Source organism: Longimicrobium sp., assembly GCF_036388275.1.
Taxonomy (GTDB): domain Bacteria; phylum Gemmatimonadota; class Gemmatimonadetes; order Longimicrobiales; family Longimicrobiaceae; genus Longimicrobium.
In genome coordinates, this window is the sequence record NZ_DASVSF010000076.1 from 103457 (window position 1) to 116821 (window position 13365).

A 13365-nucleotide genomic window follows, 5' to 3' on the forward strand; every position below is an offset into this window, starting at 1 on the left:
AGCAGTGGACCGGCGTACGCGCCTACCGCCGGGTGAGTTTCACGTTGCCGCTGAACGTGGTGATGCTGAGTTCCATGCCGCCGCGGCCCAGGCGCAGGTGCCGCTCGTTGCCGTCGCGCCGCCCCGCGCCGAAGTCCGAGCGGAATCCGCCGCTGTAGGTGGTGACGTCGACGTCGGCGGCGGTGCCGGCGGGAAGCCGAAGCTCCACGTCGCCGCTGTGGCTTTCCACGCTCAGCCCGCCGCCCAGCGTCCCCTCCACCACCACGCCCCCCGACACGTTCTCGATGGAGCCCGACAGGCGGCGTCCGGCCAGGTACACCGGACCGCTGACCGACGCCACCTCGACCGGTCCGCCGGCGTTGGTGATGCGCACGGGGCCGCTGAGGGCGTTGATCTCCACCCGCTCGGCGGCCGCCGTAACGGTGACCGGCCCCGACATGGCGTTGACCTCGGCCAGGCCTCGCACCGTGCCGCCGATGGTCACCGGGCCGCCGGTGGAGTTCACCGACACGCTGCGGGCGGTGGCGTTCACCGTCACCGGGCCGCCGGTGGAGGTCAGCTCCACGTCGCGCGGGCTTCCTTCCACCGTCAGGGGCCCACCGCGGTTCACCGCCTCGACGTCGCCGGTGATGCCGGTGACGTGCACGGGGCCGCCGCTGGTCTGCACTTCTACCGACTTGCCCGCGGGAACGTGCACCGTGAGCGTGGCGTTCCCGGGGCGGCCGCTTCCGCTGACCACCTCCACCTCCATCGACCCGCGCCCACCGCTGATCTGCACGCGGTCCGTAGAGCGGCTGAGGTGCCCCGTCACCTGCACCTCGTTGCGGCTCCACCCGGTAACGCGCACCGCCCCGGCCGGAACGGTGATCTCCACCATTCCCGTGGCGCCCGTGGCCTGGCGCTCGTTCACCTGGCGCTGCGCCTCTGCGGGGTGCGCCGCCGCCAGCGCGGCGGCGGCCGCCGCGCCCATCATCATCCTCATCGTCCCGGTCGTCATCGGTCTATTCTTCCTCCGGACGGCACTCAGAGCGAAACCGCGCGCTGAAGCACGTCCAGCTTGGCGTCGTAGGATTGCGAGAGCATCGTGGCGAGCTCCCGGCTGTTGGGGTCGGCGGCCAGGGCCGCGCGCGACTCCTGGATGGCCTTGTCGATCACCTTCAGGTTGGCCTCGAGCGTGGCCACCGTCTGGGGCGCCAGCTTGTTCCTGTGCTGGCCGAGCATCTGCTCCAGGTCGCCGATGGCGCGCTGGTACTCCTGCTCCGCGGGGTGGAACGCGGCCAGCGCGGTGCGGGCGGCGGGCGCCGCGGCCTGCTGCGCCGCGGGCTGCTGCTGCACGGCGGCCACCTGCGCGGGCCCGGCGCGGTCGATCTGCAGCGTGACCACCGAGGTGGTGACCACCAGGGCGATGGCGGCGGCGGCCTGCATCCACCAGGGAATCTGCCGCATTGGCCGCGGGCCGATCACGGGGATTTCCGGTGCCAGGGCCACCGTGGCCGAGCGGGGCTCCAGGCGGGCGGCGATGCCCTCCCACAGCTCCACCGGCGGCTGGATCTCGGCCGGCAGCGCGGCGGCCTCGTCCAGCAGGGTGCGCAGCTCGCGCTCTTCGGCGCGGCAGTCGTCGCACTGCATCAGGTGGCGGCGGACGCCGCGCTCGTCGTGGGTCGGCAGCGTGCCCTCGACGTACTCGTCCAGCAGTTCCAGCGTACGTTCGTGTGTCATCGTCCCAGTGCCTCCCTCAGGAGCCGGCGGGCGCGGTGAAGCTGCGCCTTGCACGTTCCTACGGCGGTTCCCTGCATGGTTGCGATCTCCTCGTGCCGGTAGCCCTCCACGTCGTGGAGGACGAACACGGCCCTGGCCCCGGGGGGGAGCTGCCCGATGGCGCGCTCCAGGTCCATCACGGTGCCCGGGTCGGAGTCCCGGGCGGGCCTGTCGAACTTCTCGGGCTCGTCGGTGCTGTAGATGCGGTGCACCCGCACCCCTTCGCTCCGCCGGTCGCCCAGCACCACGTTCACGGCCAGGCGGTGAAGCCAGGTGCTGAACGCGCTGCCGCCCTGAAACGTCCCCAGCTTTTCCCAGGCGCGGACGAACACGTCCTGGGTGAGCTCCTGGGCCTTGGTGCTGTCGCCGCTCATGCGCAGGCACAGGGCGTAGATGCGCCCGGCGTTGTCGCGGTACAGCTGCTCGAAGGCGGTGGCGTCGCCCTCCTGGGCGCGGCGGACCGTAAGGTCCGCTACGGCGGTCCCCTGAACCGCGGGAGGGTTTTCAGCCAGCATGGTCGCCATCGAGACGAGCGGTGAAGGGGTGTTCCGTTTTCCTGACACCCGTATGATGCGGGGGCCACCCCAAAGGTTTGAACGAGGAGGAAAGGGATTTCATCAGGCGGGATACCGTGCGGGAACCGCGGATTGCGGGAAGGGATTTCGATCGGGAGAAATTCGAGTCGGGGTTCGACGGGTGCCAGTGCATGCCGCGGCCGCCCCCCTCTCCCGGCCTCTCCCCCATAAACCCCATGGGGGAGAGGAGAATTCGATTGCGCTCCGGCTGGCCTCGCGCACTCGACTGGCTCCCTTCCCCCGCGCAGTTTGCGGGGGAAGGGTTGGGGATGGGGGGCGCCGGCCGAGCACCGGACCTCCCCACTCACGCCTCGACTCCGGGGTGTACCGGCGCGGTGCGCCTGGGAGTCAAGGATGACAGGCCGGAGCCTCAGCTTCGGGCCGGTGGAGGCCCCCACATCACGCGGCGGACGCGGAAGGCCAGCATCACCGCCACGATCCCCAGCGACACCACCAGCCCCGCCCAGATCCCCCGCGGCCCCATGCTCGTGTGGAACCCCAGCAGGTACGCCACCGGCGCGCCGATCACCCAGTAGCCCAAAATGGTGATCCACAGCGGCACCCGCGTGTCCGACGCGCCGCGCAGCGCGCACAGGCCGGCCACCTGCGCGCCGTCGAACACCTGGAAGAGCGCCGCCATCGTCAGCAGCCCCACGCCGATGCTCACGATCTGCGGATCGTTCGTGAACAGCCCCAGCAGCCACCGCGGCGCACCCAGGAACAGCAGCACGCACACCATCATGAACGCCGTGACCACGGCGTAGGTGGTCAGCGTGCTTCGCTGCACGCCCCGGCGGCTGCCGGCGCCCACGTGCTGGCCCACCCGGATGGAGCCCGCCAGGCTGGTGCCCATGGCCACCATGAAGGTGGCCGACGCGATGTTGATGGTCACCTGGTGCGCCGCCTGCGCCGTGGGGCTCAGCCACCCCATCATCACCACCGCGAAGGCGAACACCCCCACCTCGGCGGTCAGCTGCCCGCCGATGGGCAGGCCGATGCCCGTCATCCGCCGCAGCTGGGCGGACACGGGCGCCAGCCCCACACCGGAGAACGGCGCCAGGTCGCGGCGGCGCATTACGTACCACGCCATCGCCACGAACATCGCCCAGCGCACGATCGTCGTCGCCCATCCCGAGCCCACCAGGCCGTACGCCGGAACGCGCACCGCGCCGAAGAGGGGGACGGAAAGTTGGACGCCGTACACCAGCACCAGGTTGCCCGCCACGTTCAGCGCCACGCCCAGAAAGGTCATGGTCATCGCCGGGCGGGTGAAGCCCATGCCGTCCAGGTACTGGCGAAAGGCCATGAACAGCAGCATGGGCGGCACCCCCCAGGCCAGCGCCGTCAGGTAGCCCCCGGCCATTCGCGACACCTCGGGCGGCTGGTCCAGCGCCCGCGCGATCGGCTGGCCGAACAGGCAGAACAGCGTCATGGGCAGCGACAGCAGCGCGGCCAGCCACAGCCCCTGCACCAGCACCCGGCGGCACTCCGCCCGGTCGCCCGCCCCGAAGGCCTGGCTGACCAGGGGCGACATGCCCATCAGCGTGCCCGTGCACATGATCATGACGGCCATGAACAGCGCGTTGCCCAGCCCCGCCGCCGCCAGGGGACCCGCGCCCAGCGGCCCCACCATGATGGTGTCGGTGGTGTTCATGGCGATGGCGCCCAGCTGGCTCACGATGATCGGCCCCGCGATGCGCAGCAGGGCCCTGAGCTCGTGAAGGTACAGCAGCGTGCGGCGGCGTCCGCCCGGGCGCGGAGCCCGGCGCGTCGCGATGGGGGCGGGCGCAACCCCCACGGGCATCGTCATCTACGGGCGCAAAAGGAAGGAAACATAAGATAGTGGACACGGGGGCCGCGTGGAACCTCCCGGCGGCAAAAAAAGGGCGGGGCCCCGCGCCGGGGCCCCGCCGTCGTGCCACCGGCCGTGGCCGCCCTCAGTTGCGCTCCTGCGCGCGGATGGGCGCCGGGGCCGACAGCAGCTTGCCGTCCGCCGCCGAAAGCAGCGCCTCGGCAAAGTCCTGGCGCTCCTCGATCTGGTCCAGCCGCCCGTCGATGCTGGAAAGCACTTCGCGGATGCGGGTGAGCTCGGCCTCGGGGGTGCCCTTGAGGGTGGCCGCCGTCTTGGCGTCCAGGAACGAGCCCAGCCGCAGGGCGATGGGCCGAAGGATGAGCACGGCACCGGTGGTGAGCGCCACCGTGCACATCACGATCACCTGCGCGAGTTCTGAGGTCATGCCTGGTACTCCGGGAACGAGGCTTTTCCGGGCCTACGGATGAACGGGGCCGCGTGTTTCGCGGGGCGCCGGACGGCGGCGGGCCGCCACGAGCCTGGGCGCCAGCCGCGCCAGCATCAGCACGGCGAACACGGCGGCGAAGATCAGCGGGTCGCGCAAATCCTTCTTTACCAGCCACAGGAAGTGCAGCACGCCGAGCCCCGTAGCAAGATACACCAGCCGATGGAGTTTCTGCCACCTCTTTCCCAGCCGGCGGATGGACGCCTTGGTGGACGTGAGCGCCAGGGGCACCAGCAGCAGGAACGCCGCGAAGCCCACCGTCACGTACGGGTGCTCCACCACGTCCTCGACGATGAAGCCGACGGAGAAGCCCTGGTCCACCAGGTAGATGACGAGATGGAGGCACACGTACAGGAATGCGCACAGCCCCAGCGTCCGCCGCGCGGAGGCCAGCCAGTTCCACCCCGTCCACCGCCGGACGGGGGAGATGGCCAGCGTCAGCATCAGCATCAGGAGGGTGGCGAAGCCGGTGCGGTGGGTGACCTCTTCGATGGGCTCGGCGCCCAGGCCGCCGGTGAACCCCGCCGCGACGATCAGCGCCAGCGGCACCAGGCCGGCGACCCACGCGGCCGGGCGGATCCAGCGTGCGGCTTGCAGCTGCCAGGGCGCGGGGGCGGCCACGGCTAGAAGTTGCGCCGCAGGTCCATCCCGCGGTACAGGCTGGCGACCTCGGGGTAGCCGTTGAAGGGGAGCGTGGCCCGCTTGCGCCACTCGCCGATGCGCCGCTCGCGGGCCTGCGTCCACCGGGGATGGTCCACCGCCGGGTTCACGTTGGCGTAGAACCCGTACTCCGTGGGCGCCGAGCGGGCCCAGCTGGTGGCCGGCATCCGGTCGGTGAAGCGGATGCGCACGATGGACTTGATGGACTTGAAGCCGTACTTCCACGGCACCACCAGCCGCAGGGGCGCGCCGTTCTGGGCCGGCAGGTCGCGGCCGTACAGTCCCGTCGCCAGCAGCGTCAGGGGATGCATCGCCTCGTCCATCCGCAGCCCCTCCAGGTACGGCCAGTCCAGCACGCTCCGTCGCTGTCCGGGCATCTGCGCCGGGTCCAGCAGCGTAGTGAACTCCACGAAGCGCGCGCCGGGTCGCGGCCGCGCGCGGGCCAGCACGTCGCGCAGGGGAATGCCGCGCCAGGGGATGACCATGGACCACGCCTCCACGCAGCGCAGCCGGTAGGTGCGGTCCACCTTCTGGTGCGGGCGAACCAGGTCGTCGAAGGCGTAGCGCCCCGGGCGGTCGCACAGGCCGCCGACCTCCACCGTCCACGGGCGGGTGCGCAGCGTGCGCGCGGCCAGGCGCGCCGGGTCGCTCTTGTCGGTGCCGAACTCGTAGAAGTTGTTGTACGAGGTAATGTCTTCGTACGAGTTGGGCTCGTCGCGCTGCGCCGCCTCCGCGTCGTCCATGGTGCACGCGGCCAGCGACGTGGGAAGCGCGCTTGCGGCCAGCGCCCCCGCCGCCGCGCCGAAGAACTGGCGGCGGTTCAGGTACGTCGCTTCCGGGGTGATCTCGGACGACGGGATCTCGGGCTTTCGAATGAGCATCTGCTGCGCCTTCTTCTCTCGACGGAGGGGCCGGGTGCGTCCGGCCCACGCACCTGTAACTCCAGGGTACGTGCAAGGTTCCCCCGCGCAAGACGCCGGCCGGGGTCCCCCGATGACATAGAGAGATACGTCGCCGGGGCCCCGGCCGGATTCCTTTCAGAGATGCGAGTGCACCTCGCCGGCCGCCCGGTGGTCGCCGCGCTGAAAGGCCAGGAAGGCGTGGATGGCCCGCAGCGCCTCCGCGTCGGCCGTGGTGATGCGCACCTCCCCGCCGCGCGGCAGGTCGCGGTAGGTGTAGCGGATGGATGCGCGGCGCGCGGCCATCACCTCCGTGCCCGGCACGGTACCGGCGTGCACGAACCCCGGCGTGCGGAAGTCGCCCGCGGCGAACGCCTGCGCGATGGACGCGAGGTGCGCGCGGATGGCCGCCACGCCCTCGGGGTCGTCCGCGCCGCGCTGGAGCTCGATCCGCCCGCCGTCCACGAGCGAGTCGAAGCGGTGGGTGGACGTGTACTGGTCCACGCCCATCGCCTGCGCGCCCCGGTTCTGCAGCGCGGCGATCCCGCTGTCCGCAGTCTGCACGGGCGGATGGTGGGCAGCGTGGCTCCGCGGCGTATGCTGGGCGCAGGCGGCCGCGGAGACCGCGGAGACCGCGAGGGCGATGGCGAGAGCGAGGGGGATGATGCGCATCGTGATATCTCCTGTTCGGATGATGTCGGTTCGGGGCGGCGCGTTTGCCGCTCATTCACGCTACCGGAGGCGGCGCCCCCGCGAAGGAACCTGGGTCACACCCGATGATCGATCCCGACGCGCTCCTCGGCATTCCCCTCCTCGCCGGGTTGAACGACGCCGCCCGCCGCGAACTGGCGGCGCGCTCCACCACGCGAAGCTTCGCGCCGGGCGAGGTGCTGTGGAGCGCGGGCGCGGAGCCCCGCGGTTTCTTCGTGGTGCTGGAGGGCGAGGTGCGCGTCGTCCGCTCTGTGGGCGGGCGTCAGCACGTGATCCACGTGGAGGGGCCGGGCGGCACGCTGGGTGACGTGGCCCTGTTCGCGGGGGAGCGCTATCCCGCGACGGCCATCGCGTCCGGGCGCACCACCTGCGTGGCGGTGACGCGCGACGGGCTGCTCGCCGCCATCCGCCAGGACCCGGAACTGGCCCTGGCGCTGCTGGGGCGGCTGGCGGGACGGGTGCGGCAGCTGATCGGCCGCCTGGACGGTGCCACGTCGCGAAGCGTGACGGCGCGCCTGGCCGGCTACCTGCTCGCGCGGCGGGAGCGCGCGGGGCGCGACACCTTTCCCCTGGGCAGAACGCAGGCGCAGGTGGCGGAGGAGCTGGGCACGGTGCGAGAGGTGGTGGTCCGCACCCTGCGCTCCCTGCGCGACCAGGGCGTGATCCGCGCCGAGCCCCGCGGCTCGCTCACCGTGCTGGACGCGGCGCGGCTGGCGGAGATGGCGAACACCTGAACGGGCAGACGATGGCGGGTGATGGAAACGCGCGGCTGTTCGTCGCCGTGCCGATGACGGACGAGGCGCGGCGCGCCGTGGCGGCTCACCTGCGGACCGCGGCGCCGGAGGGGCTGCCCGGGCGGCCGGTGGCCGCGAACAACTGGCACCTGACGCTGCGCTTCCTGGGAACCAGCACGGCGGCGCAGCGGCGCGGGATGGCGGACGCGCTCGCCGCGGCGGAGCTGGGCGGCTCGTTCGCGATCCGCTTCGGCGGGCTGGGCGCGTTTCCGCGGCCCCGGAGCGCGCGGGTGGTGTGGATGGGCATCACGGAGGGCGTGGAGCGGCTGCAGGAACTGGCGCGCATCGCGGAGCAGGCGGCGCGGACCCACGGCTACGCGGCGGAGGAGAAGCCGTATCGCCCGCACCTGACGCTCAGCCGCATTCAGCCCAACCGCGACGTGGGCCGCCTGGTGGAGTCCGTCCCCGCGCTGGAGCTGGAGATGCCCGTGCGCGAGATCGTCATCTACCAGAGCCACCTGGGCGGCGGACCCGCGCGATACGAAGCGGTGGAACACTTCCCGCTGAGCTGAGTGGACGACATCGGATCCTATTCCCTATTTCTGCGGGGTTTGGTCATGCAGCTGGAGAACAAGGTCGCGCTGATCACCGGCGGCGGCGAAGGCATCGGAAAGGCGACCGCGCTGCTGTTCGCGCAGCAGGGCGCCAAGGTGGCCATCCTGGGCCGCCACCGCGAGAACCTGGACCCTGTCGTCGCCGAGATCACCCGCGGCGGCGGCGAGGCCATTCCCGTCTGCGCCGACATCTCGAAGCCAGACGAGATGCAGGCGGCGATCAAGGAGGTCGTCGACCGCTGGGGCCAGTTGGACATCGTCTTCGCCAACGCGGGTGTCAACGGCGTGTGGGCACCCATAGAGGAGCTGGAGCCGGAGGAGTGGGACAACACGCTGTCCATCAACCTCAAGGGCACCTTTTTGACGGTGAAGTACGCGGCGCCGCACCTGAAGAAGAAGGGTGGTTCGGTGATCGTGAACGCGTCCATCAACGGCACACGCATCTTCAGCAACACGGGCGCGACGGCGTACTCGTCGTCCAAGGCGGGACAGGTGGCGTTCACCAAGATGGTGGCGCTGGAGCTGGCCCCGTTCAAGGTACGCGTGAACGTGATCTGCCCGGGTGCCATCGAAAGCAGCATCGACGACAATACCGAGCGGCGCAACCTGGACGAGGTGCAGATTCCGGTGGAGTTCCCGGAGGGCAACCAGCCGCTGGAGCGCGCCCCTGGCAAGGCCGAGCAGGTGGCGCAGCTGGTGCTGTTCCTGGCGTCGGACCTGTCGGACCACATCACCGGCACGGAAATCTGGATCGACGGCGCCGAGTCCCTGATCAAGGGGTGACTAGCGAATGAGCATTCACGAACGCGACGGAGAGACGTGAAGATCATCCTCCTTTCCGACGACCGCATTCGGCTGGAAGGCGGGGGCGGGCCGATGTCCATCGAGGCGGAAAGCGCGGCGATGCAATACTCGCCCTTCCACATGCTGGCCAGCAGCCTGGCGACGTGCACCTACTCGGTGGTGGCGTCGTGGGGAACCAACGCCAAGCTGAACGTGGACGACCTGGCGGTGGAGGTGGGGTGGAGCTTCGCCGAGGAGCCGCACCGCGTGGGCGAGATGAGCGTGGTGCTGGACTGGCCCTCGCTTCCGCCGGAGCGCCGGAACGTGGCGACGCGTGCCGCCGGGCTGTGCACGGTGAAGAAGACGCTGGAGATGCCGCCGAAGCTGTCGACGGAGGTCAAGGCATGAACACCATTCCCGTGGTGCACTTTCGCTTCGGCGACGTACAGGCGATGGCGGCCGCCGCGGGCCGCCCCTACACGGTGGTGTACGACGGCCAGTGCAAGGTGTGCGGCCGTCTGGTGAAGTTGCTGAACAAGTGGGACACGGGCGACGAGCTGGAGGTGATTCCGTTCCAGAACACCACCGTGCTCAGCCGCTTCCCCTGGATTCCCGCGACGGCTTACGCCGAGGCGGTGCAGCTGATCGGGCCCGGCGGAAAGACGTGGCAGGGCGGCGAAGCCATCGAGCAGCTGCTAAAGATCCTCCCGTACGGATTGACGTTTGGCTGGGCGTTCAAGGTGCCGGGTTTCGGCAACGTGTTCGGCCGCTTCTACCGGTGGTTCGCGCGCAACCGCTACAAGTTCGGCTGCGGCGAGCACTGCCAGATGCGCCCGCAGAAGCTGGACTTCGGCGACGCGGAGTAGCGTGTGTGGGGACGAAAGCCGGCCTGCGATGGGCCGGCTTTCGTGCGTCCGGGACCGTCGCAGGCGCGGTTCCGCTTCCCAATGGCGAGACCAGCGTTCGGGGCTTCGGCCTCGCTGGGGCGACGGAAGTCGCGGCAACAACGGCCCGAAGTCCGCCTTCGCGGACTGCACGCGTGGTCGACTGCGCCGGGCCATTCGAAGCGCCGTTCAGGTCTCCCCCTCCCCTGCGAAGCGGGGGACGGGGGCCGGGGGGAGGGGGCTCCCGAGGCATGCGCCGATGCGGGTCGAACCTCGCCTTCAGCCGCTCTCGCGAACTCCCACGAACAAGGCCCTTGCACCTCACGCTACGTGAGGGTTTACCATTCTGCGGTGGCCACGAAAGCTGACGAAAGGAAGGGACGGATGCGGACCTGGAAGGTAGGCGAGCTGGCGAAGGCGACCGGGCTGACGGTGCGCACACTTCACCATTACGACGAGGTCAGGCTGCTTTCGCCGTCGCACCGGACGGCGGCGGGGCACCGGATGTACTCGGAGGGCGACGTGCAGCGGCTTCAGCAGATCGTTTCGCTGCGCAGCCTGGGGTTCGCGCTGGACGACATCCGCGGCGTGCTGAGCGGGCGCGAGCTCACGCCCATCCAGATCGTGCGGATGCACGCCGATCGCCTGCGGCAGCAGATCCGGACGCAGCAGCGGCTGGTCGAAAGGCTGGACGCGGTGGCGGCCGGACTCGGAAAGGCGGAGCACGTTTCCGCCGACGAACTGATACACCTGATCGAGGAGACTACGATGTTCGACAAGTACTACACGCCCGAGCAGCTGGACCAGCTTGCCGCCCGCCGTGAGCAGGTGGGGGAGGGGCGCATTGCGGAGGTCGAGGCCGAGTGGCCGCGCCTGATGGCCGAGGTGCGCGCCGAGATGGATCGCGGCACCGACCCGTCGGACCCGCGCGTGCAGGAGCTGGCGCGGCGGTGGACGGGACTGGTGCGGGAGTTCACCGGCGGCGATCCCGGGATCGCCCGCAGCCTGAACAACCTGTACCAGAACGAGGAGTCGGTGAGGGGGATGGACGTGGGCCCCATGCGCGAGATGGGCGCCTACATCGCCCGGGCGAGCGCCGCGGCCAACCCGCAGGCGTGATCACGGCCCCGAGCACGGAACGGCCCGCGCGAGCAATCGCGCGGGCCGTAGACTGTGCTTCGTGCCACTACCAGGTGGGCGGTTTCCTGATGGCGTGCCCGGACGGAAGGACAACAGGATTTGGAAGCTGATACTTTGCGTACTGCTCCTTCGAGATCTTGAACGATTTGGCTACAGCCCTCTTCAGTTCTGCGTTGTGCCGGTTGTAGGGGAACATCAACGCGATCTCAGCGCCCGGAAACAGCGCCCGGCCTGTCCGAATCGCCGGAAGCAGATCGGTATCTCCGCTGATCAAGACAACCGCATCGGCCGTCTGCCGATGAAGGAGTTCGAACAGCTTCGACGCGATCGCGACATCTGTTTCCTTCTCCTCCGCTTTGATGTAACTCAGGCTACACCGGGGTATCGGCACGCGTAGCCGCCTCTTCCAGCGGCCTATACGGAATCGACAGTACTTGAGCGGAACGAACTTCTCCCGTGCTTTGAAGTTCGCAAGTGTCACGTGCACCCCAGTGCTCTTGAGTGCGTCGATATACGCCTGGTGACGCAACTCGATGTCCGGCTTGGATGCCGCGAGGTGCTTGGCAATGGCAGAGAAGTAGTAGATGCCTTCCATCGTGGCAGTGCGCCCGAACACCTGAAGGTAGGACGAGCAGAGCGCACTCAGGTCCAGCCAGCGCTGGGGGCGCGCTGCCACAAGTTTTTCCGCGTCCCTGATGGAGTGGTACAGATTGAAGCCGTCCACGACGAACGCCACCCGCATGTCAGCACTCCTGTACTGGTGCGGCCGAACAAAAAAAACCCCCGGGACCGTAGCCCCGGGGGGCCCGAGAAGCCGTAGCTCCTCGGGGATGATGTGCGAGAACAATATGCATTCATTATGCCTCTGTCAATCATTTTGAATAGGCGGGTGATCGCTCACGGTGCAGTTCTCGTAGGGGCGATGATGCGCGTAACATGCTCCATCGCGCCGGGCTGCCATCGATGCGCAGACGCATCGTAGGACAACGGCGGAAGGCGCGCGGCAGGACCGGCCGGGGCCGCTCGAAGTGGCACAGGTGAAGGATCATGGGCGGGACGCCACCAGCCGACGCATCGCCACGATGCCCAGCGCGGGTCCGACTGCCATCAGTCCGAAGGCCAGCGGCCATCCACCCGCGTCACGCAGGTGCGGGACGGCGGCGATGGAGAACGACGTCAGCAGGAACCCGATCGCCGTTTGCAGCGTGAGCGCCGTTCCCACCGCGTGCGCCGGCGCCAGTTCGGTGACCAGCGCGCTGAACTGGGCGGAATCCGCCACGACGGCGAATCCCCAGACCACCGCGACGGCCACGGCCAGCCATGCGGGCGCACGCAGGAGCCATCCCATCGCCAATGCGCAGCACCCGCTGACCGCCATCGCCCAGATGGTGATCCGCTCGCGCCCCAGCCGGTCCGCCCACCGGCCCGCCAGCACCGAGCCCGCACCTCCCGCCCCGATCATCGCGAACGCAACCACGCCCGCCCGCGCCTGCCCCGCGACATCGGAGTATCCGCGCGAAACAAAGAAGTCCTCGAAGAACACGCTGACGAACGTCCATGCGGCGTACAGTTCGAACATGTGGCCCAGGTAGCCGTAGATGGCCAGGCGCACGGGGCGGTCGCGCGCCACCTGCCCAATCAGGCCCCACGCGAACGGCCGCCGCGCGAACGGAAACGGCCCCTCGCGGTAGCCCACGCCCACCAGCACGGCGGCCGCGAACGCCCCGGCCGATGCCGCCAGCACCACCTCCTGCCACCCTAGCGACGGAAACGCGCGCAGCAGGTACGGCGTGGCCTTGCCCACGGTGAGCGCCCCGACGACGGTGCCGATCGCCAGGCCGCGGGCGGAGCGGAACCACGTGGCAACCATCTTCATCGCGGGAGGATACACGCCCGCCAGGAACACGCCCGCAAGAAAGCGCAGCACCATGGCGGTGCCGTATCCATCCGCCACCACCAACGCCGCGTTCGCCGCGGCGGCCATGACGGCGCTCGCGGCGAAGTACCACCGGCTGGGGAGCAGGTCCGCCAGGTTCAGCACCGCCGCCAAGGCAGTCCCCGCCACGAACCCCAGCTGGACAATCCCGGTCAGCCATCCCGTCTGCGACGCCGAGAGCCCCCACAGCTCCTGCAGCCGCGGCGACGCCGCGCTGGCGCTGAACCACACGCCCATCCCCAGCAATTCCGCAAAGGCGATCAGCAGCAGCGCGCGCCAGCGGTGCGGGTGTGCGTCGGAGTCGATGGACGACGAGGTCACGTTGCGCTGTGCTGAAATAGTCGAGTGTCGAACTGACCCCGGAGGGTACGCCG

At 69.8% G+C, this 13365-nt stretch carries 16 protein-coding genes; 6 read left to right on the top strand and 10 right to left on the bottom strand.

The window, feature by feature from the left end; translation table 11 throughout:
- Window positions 1–22: 22 nt before the first annotated feature.
- The 8 genes from VF632_RS15950 to VF632_RS15985 form a co-directional block, all read right to left on the bottom strand.
- On the bottom strand, window positions 23–997 hold the full coding sequence (locus VF632_RS15950) for a DUF4097 family beta strand repeat-containing protein (RefSeq protein WP_331023912.1): 975 nt from the start codon (window positions 995–997) through the stop codon (window positions 23–25).
- A 26-nt stretch (window positions 998–1023) separates the two neighbouring features.
- The gene (locus tag VF632_RS15955; protein WP_331023913.1) at window positions 1024–1719 is read right to left on the bottom strand and encodes an anti-sigma factor; all 696 of its coding nucleotides are present in this window, start codon (window positions 1717–1719) and stop codon (window positions 1024–1026) included.
- Window positions 1716–2273 carry an RNA polymerase sigma factor gene (locus VF632_RS15960; protein WP_331023914.1) on the bottom strand — a complete coding sequence of 186 codons (558 nt, stop codon included), beginning with the start codon at window positions 2271–2273 and terminating at the stop codon, window positions 1716–1718. The genes VF632_RS15955 and VF632_RS15960 overlap by 4 nt, the downstream gene beginning before the upstream one ends.
- A 430-nt stretch (window positions 2274–2703) precedes the next feature.
- Window positions 2704–4143, bottom strand: coding sequence for an MATE family efflux transporter (locus VF632_RS15965; protein WP_331023915.1), 1440 nt, complete (start codon window positions 4141–4143; stop codon window positions 2704–2706).
- A gap of 127 nt (window positions 4144–4270) precedes the next feature.
- Window positions 4271–4570 carry a hypothetical protein gene (locus tag VF632_RS15970; RefSeq protein ID WP_331023916.1) on the bottom strand — a complete coding sequence of 100 codons (300 nt, stop codon included), beginning with the start codon at window positions 4568–4570 and terminating at the stop codon, window positions 4271–4273.
- Between the two features lie 33 nt (window positions 4571–4603).
- Window positions 4604–5251, bottom strand: a complete 648-nt coding sequence (locus tag VF632_RS15975) for a protein-methionine-sulfoxide reductase heme-binding subunit MsrQ (protein ID WP_331023917.1) — start codon at window positions 5249–5251, stop codon at window positions 4604–4606.
- A 2-nt stretch (window positions 5252–5253) separates the two neighbouring features.
- The gene (gene msrP / locus VF632_RS15980) at window positions 5254–6171 is read right to left on the bottom strand and encodes a protein-methionine-sulfoxide reductase catalytic subunit MsrP (protein ID WP_331023918.1); all 918 of its coding nucleotides are present in this window, start codon (window positions 6169–6171) and stop codon (window positions 5254–5256) included.
- A gap of 156 nt (window positions 6172–6327) precedes the next feature.
- A complete protein-coding gene (locus VF632_RS15985) occupies window positions 6328–6861 on the bottom strand; it encodes a hypothetical protein (RefSeq protein WP_331023919.1) in 534 nt (177 codons plus the stop codon).
- 104 nt (window positions 6862–6965) lie between these two features.
- Between VF632_RS15985 and VF632_RS15990 the strand changes: the two genes are divergently transcribed.
- The 6 genes from VF632_RS15990 (at window position 6966) to VF632_RS16015 (ending at window position 11034) form a co-directional block, all read left to right on the top strand.
- Window positions 6966–7634, top strand: coding sequence for a Crp/Fnr family transcriptional regulator (locus tag VF632_RS15990; RefSeq protein ID WP_331023920.1), 669 nt, complete (start codon window positions 6966–6968; stop codon window positions 7632–7634).
- Between the two features lie 11 nt (window positions 7635–7645).
- On the top strand, window positions 7646–8206 hold the full coding sequence (gene thpR / locus VF632_RS15995; protein ID WP_331023921.1) for an RNA 2',3'-cyclic phosphodiesterase: 561 nt from the start codon (window positions 7646–7648) through the stop codon (window positions 8204–8206).
- 45 nt (window positions 8207–8251) lie between these two features.
- On the top strand, window positions 8252–9031 hold the full coding sequence (locus VF632_RS16000) for an SDR family NAD(P)-dependent oxidoreductase (protein WP_331023922.1): 780 nt from the start codon (window positions 8252–8254) through the stop codon (window positions 9029–9031).
- 36 nt (window positions 9032–9067) lie between these two features.
- Window positions 9068–9439: an OsmC family protein gene (locus VF632_RS16005; RefSeq protein WP_331023923.1), complete on the top strand. Its 372-nt coding sequence runs from the start codon at window positions 9068–9070 to the stop codon at window positions 9437–9439.
- Complete coding sequence (locus VF632_RS16010) at window positions 9436–9897, top strand: DUF393 domain-containing protein (RefSeq protein ID WP_331023924.1); 462 nt, start codon at window positions 9436–9438, stop codon at window positions 9895–9897. Before VF632_RS16005 ends, VF632_RS16010 begins: the two co-directional genes overlap by 4 nt.
- A gap of 402 nt (window positions 9898–10299) precedes the next feature.
- Window positions 10300–11034 (top strand): MerR family transcriptional regulator, encoded by a 735-nt coding sequence (locus VF632_RS16015; RefSeq protein ID WP_331023925.1) that lies wholly within the window; start codon window positions 10300–10302, stop codon window positions 11032–11034.
- A 67-nt stretch (window positions 11035–11101) separates the two neighbouring features.
- Here the strand turns inward: VF632_RS16015 and VF632_RS16020 are convergent, their stop codons facing one another.
- Together VF632_RS16020 and VF632_RS16025 are read right to left on the bottom strand one after the other, a co-directional pair.
- Window positions 11102–11797: an NYN domain-containing protein gene (locus VF632_RS16020; protein ID WP_331023926.1), complete on the bottom strand. Its 696-nt coding sequence runs from the start codon at window positions 11795–11797 to the stop codon at window positions 11102–11104.
- 303 nt (window positions 11798–12100) lie between these two features.
- Entirely contained in the window at window positions 12101–13312 is a 1212-nt protein-coding gene (locus VF632_RS16025) for an MFS transporter (protein WP_331023927.1), read from the bottom strand.
- Window positions 13313–13365 lie beyond the last annotated feature (53 nt).